The 9,399-nt window shown below is 34.0% G+C and carries 8 protein-coding genes; all 8 read left to right on the forward strand.

Going from position 1 to position 9,399, the window contains the following annotated elements; genetic code table 11:
- Window positions 1-50 precede the first annotated feature (50 nt).
- The 8 genes from I6U48_RS25065 to I6U48_RS25100 all read left to right on the forward strand — a co-directional run bounded on the left by I6U48_RS25065 (window position 51) and on the right by I6U48_RS25100 (window position 9,082).
- Window positions 51-842, forward strand: coding sequence for an IclR family transcriptional regulator (locus tag I6U48_RS25065; protein ID WP_218323207.1), 792 nt, complete (start codon window positions 51-53; stop codon window positions 840-842).
- A gap of 72 nt (window positions 843-914) precedes the next feature.
- Window positions 915-1,559 (forward strand): bifunctional 4-hydroxy-2-oxoglutarate aldolase/2-dehydro-3-deoxy-phosphogluconate aldolase, encoded by a 645-nt coding sequence (eda, locus tag I6U48_RS25070; RefSeq protein WP_218323208.1) that lies wholly within the window; start codon window positions 915-917, stop codon window positions 1,557-1,559.
- A gap of 273 nt (window positions 1,560-1,832) precedes the next feature.
- Complete coding sequence (locus tag I6U48_RS25075; protein WP_218323209.1) at window positions 1,833-3,122, forward strand: MFS transporter; 1,290 nt, start codon at window positions 1,833-1,835, stop codon at window positions 3,120-3,122.
- A 21-nt stretch (window positions 3,123-3,143) separates the two neighbouring features.
- A complete protein-coding gene (locus tag I6U48_RS25080) occupies window positions 3,144-3,710 on the forward strand; it encodes a P-loop nucleotide/nucleoside kinase family protein (RefSeq protein WP_218323210.1) in 567 nt (188 codons plus the stop codon).
- 352 nt (window positions 3,711-4,062) lie between these two features.
- Window positions 4,063-4,899: a 4Fe-4S binding protein gene (locus I6U48_RS25085; protein ID WP_218323211.1), complete on the forward strand. Its 837-nt coding sequence runs from the start codon at window positions 4,063-4,065 to the stop codon at window positions 4,897-4,899.
- 241 nt (window positions 4,900-5,140) lie between these two features.
- A complete protein-coding gene (gene msrA, locus I6U48_RS25090; protein WP_218323212.1) occupies window positions 5,141-5,614 on the forward strand; it encodes a peptide-methionine (S)-S-oxide reductase MsrA in 474 nt (157 codons plus the stop codon).
- A 321-nt stretch (window positions 5,615-5,935) separates the two neighbouring features.
- Window positions 5,936-7,843, forward strand: a complete 1,908-nt coding sequence (locus tag I6U48_RS25095; RefSeq protein ID WP_218323213.1) for an acyl-CoA dehydrogenase family protein — start codon at window positions 5,936-5,938, stop codon at window positions 7,841-7,843.
- A 39-nt stretch (window positions 7,844-7,882) separates the two neighbouring features.
- The gene (locus I6U48_RS25100; protein ID WP_218323214.1) at window positions 7,883-9,082 is read left to right on the forward strand and encodes an FprA family A-type flavoprotein; all 1,200 of its coding nucleotides are present in this window, start codon (window positions 7,883-7,885) and stop codon (window positions 9,080-9,082) included.
- Window positions 9,083-9,399 lie beyond the last annotated feature (317 nt).

The following is a 9,399-nucleotide window of genomic DNA, read 5'->3' on the forward strand; positions in this document are numbered from 1 at the left end:
ATAAATAAAATTGCGAACTCATTTCACATATGCGAACTGGAGGGAGTTAAATGAATATTCCAAAAGAAAATAAATCAGCAGCAAGAGTCGTAGATTTGCTAGTGTTATTTGCTCATAGTAATTCTCCTTTAACATTAAAGGAAATTTGTGAAGCTCAATCCTGGCCTAAAAGCAGTACTTTTGAGTTAATCCAAACCCTTATAAATAAAGGCTTGGTTGAAATGAAGGATGAGAGATTAAAAACTTATGGGTTAAGTTTATTGGCTTTTGAGATAGGCAGCTCATATATTTCCAGTTTAGGTGTTACTGATCAGGCCAGACCTTATATTCAGGAACTTAATAAGCAAACTGGTAGTACAGTGTTTTTGGGGATAGAGGATAATGGTGATGTTGTTTACCTTGATAAGGCGGAAAATCATTCTTTTATGAGACCAACAGCCAAACTAGGTTCAAGAAGATATATACACACAACTGGTTTAGGTAAAGCTTTGTTAGCAGCATATCCTGATGAAAAGATTATAAAAATACTTAGTAAAAAAGAATTGCTTAGTAAAACCGAATTTTCCAAAACCGACCTTGAAGATATACTTGTAGACATGAAAGAAATTAGAAAACGCGGATATTCAATTGACGATCGTGAAGATAATAAAGAAATGTATTGTATGGGTGCTGCAATATATGACCAGTGGGGTAATCCTGCTGCTTCTATTAGTGTTGCCAGTCTGTATAATACAATGACAGAAGATAAAAAGTTATTTATTTCAAAAGCTGTTATAGAAACTGCAATGCAAATTTCTAGGAAACTTGGATATGCCGGCAGTAAATTATATATGCTAGATTAGCTAACAAATATCTATTTAAGGAGGTGATCAAGTCATTAATATTTACACCAAATTATAAGGAGGAAAATTTGTATGTGGAGAAAACTAGAAAATTTAAAACAAATTTATGAATCAGGAGTAGTTTTAATCATACGTCTTGATGATGAAGCAGAAATTATTAAAGTAGCTGAAGCAGCTATAAAAGGCGGAATTACAGTATTAGAAATTCCTATGAATGTACCTAATGCTTTAGGAATTATTAAAACATTATCAGATAAATACAAAAAGGAAGGTATTGTTGTAGGAGCAGGAACTGTCCTTGATGCTGAAACTGCACGTACAGCTATTTTAGCCGGTGCAGAGTTGTTAGTTAGTCCACAGCTGAATCCTGAGATGATTAAAATGGCTAACCGTTATCAAGCCGTTACTATAAGTGGAGCATATACAGCTAAAGAATTTGTAGAAACTCTAGAGGCTGGTGCAGATATTATAAAATTATTTCCAACAGAATTTGTAGGTCCAGCTTATGTTAAAGCAATCAAAGCTCCATTAGGACAAGCACCGATTTTGCCATCAGGTGGTGTTACTCCTGAAAATGTTAAAGAATGGTTTGATGCAGGAGTAACTTGTGTTGCAGTGGGCAGCTTTGTTACTAAAGCTGCAAAAAAAGATGGAGATTATACAAAAGTAACGGAAGCAGCTAAACTATTTCTTAAAGCAGTTAAGAATAGCCGCTAAAAAACTAATACATAATCATTACCGCAACTTATTATGTGAAGATACTTGACCTGTATCTTTACATAATATCTATTACCTAAAACCATAAATAAAATTTATTGGATTATGTGATTCAATATGTTTATTTATAAACTAAAGGAAAAATGACCAGTTTTTCTATTAGTTTAATATTTAAGAGTAAAGCTTGTAAAGGCATTGACCCTGTCTTTGCAAGGCTGCTCAACAGTAAAACTACACATAAAACGTTTATATTAATGATTGGAGGTACATATTATGAAAGAAAAAAACACTACTGAGACAAAAGAAGTGAATGTCCCAAAAAAGTATATGAAAACTCGCTGGACCTTTGTTATTTTACTACTTATTGGTGCTATTGTCAATTACCTTGACAGGGCCAACTTAAGCGTAGCCAATACTACTATTGCAGCAGAATTTGGTTTATCTTCCACTAAAATGGGGGTTTTACTTTCCGCATTTTTATGGCCTTATGCCATTGCTAATCTGCCATCTGGATGGCTGGTAGATAAATTTGGACCTAAGAAGATGTTCTCGTGGGCTTGCGGATTGTGGTCAACAGCAACTATTATATGTTCCTTTGCAAGCACTTATCCTATATTTTATATGATGCGTGTTTTCTTAGGAGTGGCAGAATCACCATTTTTTACAGCAGGTTTAAAAGTAAACCAAAGATGGTTTTCTGATGAAGAACGTGGAGTTCCAGTTTCTGTTATTAATACTGGTTCACAAATTGCTAATGCAGTGGCTCCTCCTATTTTGACTGTGTTAATGCTCACTTTAGGTTGGAGAGGTATGTTTGTTGTTATTGGTATACTAGGCTTTATAGTGTTATTAGTATGGTTAAAATTATATAGAGACCCAACCTCTGAAGAAAGTTTATCAATAAAAGGTGCTTTGGAAGTAGCAGCAGAGCAGAGAAAAGCTGAATCTTCTGAAAAACAAGCTTCTTGGGGTGAATTGTTTAAATTCAAAAATACATGGTTTATGATCATAGGAAACTTTGGAATAATGTTTACTATATGGGTTTATTTAACTTGGCTTCCAGCATATTTGGTAAAAGCTCGTGGCTTTAGCTTAAAGCAAATGGGAGTAGTTGCATCAGTACCTTTTGTATGTGGAATTATTGGTGTTCTTGTAGGTGGATACTTATCCGATTATCTTATAAGAAAAGGTATACAAGCTGTAACAGCTCGTAAAGTGCCAATTGTTGGTGGAGCTATTCTTGCTGCAATATCTGTTGCGCCACTGCCATTTATCCATAGTACAGTGGTAAGTGTTGTATTATTATCAGTTGGTTATTTTGCATCTCAATTGCCATCAGGGGTTATTTGGACGCTTGCTGCAGATGTTGCACCTAGTAATCAGGTTGCTTCTCTAGGGGCTATTCAAAATTTTGGAGGGTTTTTAGGAGCAGCTATGGCACCAATAGTAGCAGGAATTATTATTGATAAGACTGGAAACTTTAATAATGTATTTTTAGTAGGTGCAGGCTTATTAATTCTTGGAGCTATTTCCTATGGTGTATTTTTAAAGAAAGCAAAATAATAAGTAAGGAAGGTAATAAATATGGCAGCTAAAGTTGTATTTTTAGTTGGAGCAGCAGGCTCAGGAAAGTCCACTGTTGGCAAATTAATAGCAGCACATTTGAAATTTGCTTACCTTGATAAAGATATTATTTGCAACAAATTTACTGGAAAGTTATTAGAAACTCAAGGAATTTCGCCAAATGAAAGAGATGGCTGTGAATTTTATCAAAGCCAAATTATGCCTTTAGAATATGAAACTTTATTAGATATTGCTGCAGATAATGTGAAAAACGGTATTTCTGTTGTATTAGATGCACCATTTTTAGGCTACTTTTCAGATAAAGATTACATAGAAAAACTTAAAGAAAAATATAATTTTGAAGCTTCTACTCCATTAGTTTTGGAGGTAAGTGTTAACTCAGAAGTTTTATTTCAAAGAATTAAGGAACGTAATCTTCCAAGGGACAGCTGGAAAATCGCCAATTGGGATGTTTTCTTAGACAGTTTAAAGTCAAAAAAATGCTTATGGAGTAATGTAGAAATTAAACAATTCGACAATAGTGAAGAAGAGATTAACGAGGATAGATTGTTTGAGCTGCTATCATAAATCTAATACAGAATAAAAGAGGCAGGTATAAGAATCAAAAGATTTTTTGTACCTGCTTTTTTTATATTTTTAAAATAATTTAATGAAGTTTATTTATATACTCTAATTTAGTTCATTATTTGCAGCCATTCATGTTACAGAATTATAATTTTTATAAAATAGATAGATCAGTAATTCTTATGCAGAAGAATCAGGTTGTTTTTATGGAACTAAGAAATCGATAGTTGATGAATCCATAGAAAAGTATTCCAATAAGTAGTATAATTACATAGTAAATATAGGTATCAATAACATGATAGGAGGGGGGGAGTGAGAAAGGAGCATATAATAAGCTTTCTCACTAAAATAAAGAATGAAAAAAGAAGATTTAATAAAAATGGCAACAGATTTTATAGAGAGGTCAGAAAACAATATAATAACAAAAGAGATTGCTATTTCTAAAAACGTTGTAGGAATGAAAATTTTTGAAGCACCAATTTTTGCTTTTGGTTCTGCAGAGGATGAATATTTTACATTACTTAAGGCCCCAAAAGCAGTCGGAGAGCATTTCATGCTTCCAAAAGAATGGCTGCCACAGGCGAAAACTGTTATATCCTTTTTTTTGCCCTATAGTGAAGCAGTGAGAAATGGAAACAAAAAAGATATGTCCTGGCCTTCAGAAGAATGGCTTCACGGACGTATAGAAGGTCAAGTTTTAATAAATAAGCTGTCTGTCTATTTAAAGTCAGAATTAATAAGTGAGGGCTGTAATGCTGTTGTTCCTTCCATGGATGACAGATTTTGGTTTAAAGGTCCATTTAATAAAACGTCAGGCAATTCAGACTCTTCTTTTACAAGTAATTGGTCTGAAAGACATGTTGCCTTTGTATGCGGTCTAGGAACCTTTGGCCTTTCAAAGGGACTTATAACAAGAGCAGGTATATCCGGTAGATTTGGCAGTATTATAACAGATCTACAGATAACTCCCGACAAAAGACCCTATAAAGATATTTATGAGTATTGTTCTATGTGCGGGGCCTGTGCAAAAAACTGTCCAGTAAATGCAATATCTCTTGAGACTGGAAAAAATCATAGTATATGTTCCAATTTTTTGGATCTAACAGCTGAGAAATTCAAACCTAGATATGGGTGTGGGAAATGTCAAATAGGTGTACCCTGTGAAAATAAGATTCCAGTAACTAAGTTTTAAAATTTAAGTAATTATTGAAGGCACTTTGAACTATAAATATAGATTCTGAAGTGCTTTTTTATTTTATAAGCGAGATAAAAGATACTTTAAAAGCTATGGATTTGTCGTATAATAATAGTTAACAAAAAAAGTATATATTATTTCATATATGTAGAAATTGAAAGTTGAAAAAATTACAATAGGATATAAAGTAAGAAATTGAGGAAGTCTAGAATAAAAAGAGTAAAAGGAGTAGATTTTTATGAAAGAAATAGTACTTGCAGGAGGATGCTTCTGGGGAATAGAAGAGTACATGTCTAGAATACAGGGGGTGAAGGAAACAAAGGTTGGATATGCTAATGGGCATAAAGAAAGACCTAATTATGAAGAGGTGTGCTATAGTGATACAGGTCATGCGGAGGCCTGCTTTATAAAATATGATGAGAATGTAATCAGCTTGGAAAGACTTTTGGATAAGTTCTGGGAAGTTATAGACCCAACAAGTCTTAACAGGCAAGGAAATGATTTAGGCAGCCAGTATAGAACAGGTATTTATTACATTGACTCCAGTGATTTGGAGACTATAAAAGGTAGCCGAGAAAGGCAGCAGGAAAAATATAAAAAGAAAATAGTAACAGAGATTGAAGAGCTAAAGTGTTTTTATGATGCAGAAGAATATCATCAAAAGTATCTTAAGAAAAATCCTGAAGGATACTGTCATATACCTTTAGACTAAAGGATTGATTTGTTTCAATAACAAGCCATCGAATTTTAATATTTGGTGGCTTGTTTTTATATTTAGATATATAATAGTTATTATTATAAAATATATAAATATTATAAGATATTTATTATTAATTGCGTATTATTACTAAATATCATCAAATTAAGGGTAATACTGCTGTTGAATATTAGAAATATTATAACTATAATGAAAAGTAAGATAAATATGGAATAAAAGTAAAGAAGTGATTAGATTGGAGGGAAGATACACTTTAAAAATACATTAAAAAGGTATAGTTCAATTTTTTAAGATGATTAGAGGGAGGAAAAGTTTATGTTTTTTAAGACTACAGCAGAACATGAAAACTTGAGAATGAAAATTAGAGAGTTTGCCGAAGAGGAGATTAAGCCTATTGCATTCATGTTAGACCAGGAAAATAAATTCCCTTCAGAGGCAGTTCATAAGCTAGCGCATATGGGGATGATGGGAATACCCTATGGAAAAGAATATGGTGGAGCAGGGTTAGACGTAATAAGTTATGCCATAGCTGTTGAAGAATTATCAAGAGTAGATGGCGGAACAGGAGTAATTCTTTCTGCTCATACTTCACTCGGAGCATATCCTATTGCAGCCTATGGAACAGAGGAACAGAAAAATAAATACCTAGTGCCGCTTTCAAAGGGAGAAAAGCTGGGAGCCTTTGGTCTTACAGAAGAAAATGCTGGAAGTGATGCCGGCGGGACTGAAACTACTGCTGTATTAGATGGAGATTATTATATTTTAAATGGTGAAAAGATATTTATTACAAATGGAGGAGAAGCTGATATTTATGTTATATTTGCAGTAACTACTCCTGATATTGGTACTCGTGGTATTAGTGCTTTTATAGTAGAGAAAGGCTTAGAGGGTTTTAGCTTTGGTAAGCATTATGATAAGATGGGTATTCGTTCTTCTGCAACAGCCGAGCTTATATTCAATGATGTAAAGGTTCCGAAAGAAAATCTGTTAGGCAAGGAGGGAGAAGGCTTTAAGATTGCCATGGCTACACTAGATGGTGGACGTATTGGTATTGCAGCTCAAGCTCTTGGTATAGCACAAGGTGCTTATGAGAATGCCTTAGAGTATTCAAAAGAAAGAGTTCAGTTTGGTAAACCTATTTGCCAGCAGCAGGTAATTTCGTTTAAGTTAGCAGATATGGCTACAAAACTTAGAGCAGCCAGATTTCTTATATACAGTGCAGCAGAGCTTAAGGAAAATCATGAAGCTTACAGCATGGAAGCTGCAATGGCTAAGCAGTATGCCTCAGATGTATGCCTTGAGATTGTAAATGATGCACTTCAAATATTTGGCGGCAGTGGATATCTTAAAGGTATGGAAGTTGAACGTGCTTATAGAGATGCTAAGATTTGTACTATATATGAAGGAACTAATGAAATTCAAAGAATGGTCATTGCAGCTCATATAATAGGAAAAATGCCTAAGAATGAAGTGGCAGGTAAAGGAGCCAAAAAAGAAGGTGCTACTGGTTACCGTAAAAAGATTATTTTCAAGCAGGAAACATCTGAAGAAAGAGTCAAAGCCCTTGTGGATGCATTAAAGGCTGATGGTTATGATTTCACAGTTGGAATTCCACTTGATACTCCTATAATCAAGGCAGACAGGGTAGTAAGTGCAGGTTTAGGTATAGGAGAAAGAGAAAATATGAAGTTAATAGAAGACTTAGCAGTTCAAGCTGGTGCAGCTATAGGTTCTTCACGTCCTGTAGCCGAAACTCTTAAGTATGTACCAATAAATCGTTATGTTGGCATGTCTGGACAAAAATTTAATGGTAATCTTTATATTGCTTGTGGAATTTCTGGAGCAGGGCAGCATTTGAAAGGAATAAAGGATGCTACTACAATTGTTGCCATAAATATTGATCCTAATGCTAAGATTTTTAAGAATGCAGATTATGGTATTGTGGGTGATATAAAAGAAATATTACCATTACTTACTGCAGCTTTAGATAATGGAGAGCAGAAAAAAGCAGCGCTGCCAATGAAGAAAATGAAAAGAGCTATTCCTAAGAAAACAGTTCCAAGCTGGAAGCACTATGTTTGCAATGGCTGTGGTTATGAATATGATCCTGCACTTGGAGATCCTGAAGGTGAAGTAGCACCAGGTACTCTTTTCGAAAAATTGCCTGAAGAGTGGACTTGCCCTGCTTGTGGCGAAGAAAAAGACATGTTTATAGAAATTTAATGCTTAATAGAAGTTTTCAGTGTTAAGGAGGAGAAAATTATGTATTGTATTAGAAAAGTAACAGAAGATCTTTATTGGATTGGCGGCAATGATAGAAGGCTTGAATTATTCGAAAATATTCATCCTATTCCAAGAGGCGTTTCTTATAATTCTTATGTGCTTTTAGATGAGAAGACAGTATTATTTGATACAGTGGATTGGTCTATTTGCCGTCAGTTTCTTGAAAATTTAGAGAAAGTTCTAGATGGTAAAACTTTAGATTATATGGTAATAAATCATATGGAGCCAGATCATGCTGCCTGTGTAGAGGAAATTATTCTTCGCTATCCTGATGTGAAAATCGTATGTACTGAAAAAGCTGCTTTGTTTATGCATCAGTTTGGCTTTCATATAGATGGCAAGATAACAGAAGTTAAAGAAGGGGACAATATGTCCTTTGGAAAACACAATGTAGTATTTGTAGCAGCTCCAATGGTACACTGGCCTGAGGCTATGGTGACCTATGATACTACTAATGGGGTATTATTTTCAGCAGATGCTTTTGGAAGCTTTGGAGCCTTAGATGGTAAACTATTTAATGATGAGGTTAATTTTGATCGTGATTGGATTGACGATGCAAGAAGATATTATACAAACATTGTAGGCAAATACGGACCTCACGTTCAAAGCCTTTTAAAGAAAGCAAGTACTATTGATATTAAGTTTATCTGTCCGCTTCATGGACCAGTATGGCGCAATGACTTTGCATACTTACTTGATAAATATGATAAATGGAGCCGTTATGAGCCAGAAGAAAAAGGGGTAATGATTGTATATGCTACAATGTATGGCAATACAGAAGCCGCTGCAAATAGTCTTGCAACAAAGTTAGTGGAAAAGGGAATAAAAAATGTAGTTATGTATGATGCTTCAAAAACGCATGTATCCTATTTGATTTCTGAAACCTTCAAATATAGCCATTTGGTTTTAGCTTCTGTAACTTATAATTTAAAGATTTATCCTCCAATGTTTGATTATATAATGGATATGAAGGCATTAAATCTTCAAAAACGTACTTTTGCACTTATAGAGAATGGCTCTTGGGCACCTCAATCTGGAAAATTAATGAGGGAGCTTTTAGAAGAAATGAAAGAAATGACTATTTTAGATAATGAGATATCCTTAAATTCTACCATGAAAGAAACTGATGGCATTTTAATGGATGATCTAGTTTTAAGCATTGCAGAATCAATGAAGTAAGATTGCGGTCACTGCCTGTAAGCAGTTTAATAAATTAAAATTGTAATAAGAAAAAATTGTCGCACTATAGACACCCACACCAGACACTTAACTTATACTCCGGGATATGTTTCCAAACTTCAGCACTATAAAAATTTTTAATTATTCTAAAGCTCAGTATTTTGAAAATCTAAGAAACTTTTATAAACTCGTACCTCAGACATATAAAAGCTTCTAAGATTTTCTAAAATACTTCGCTAAGAATGATAAAAAAGTTTTTATATGTGCTTTCAGCTTTGGTAACATCTACCTGCGTATAAGTTTACTTTCTTGTTTGG

Source organism: Clostridium thailandense (assembly GCF_019207025.1).
GTDB classification, from domain to species: Bacteria; Bacillota; Clostridia; order Clostridiales; family Clostridiaceae; genus Clostridium_AM; species Clostridium_AM thailandense.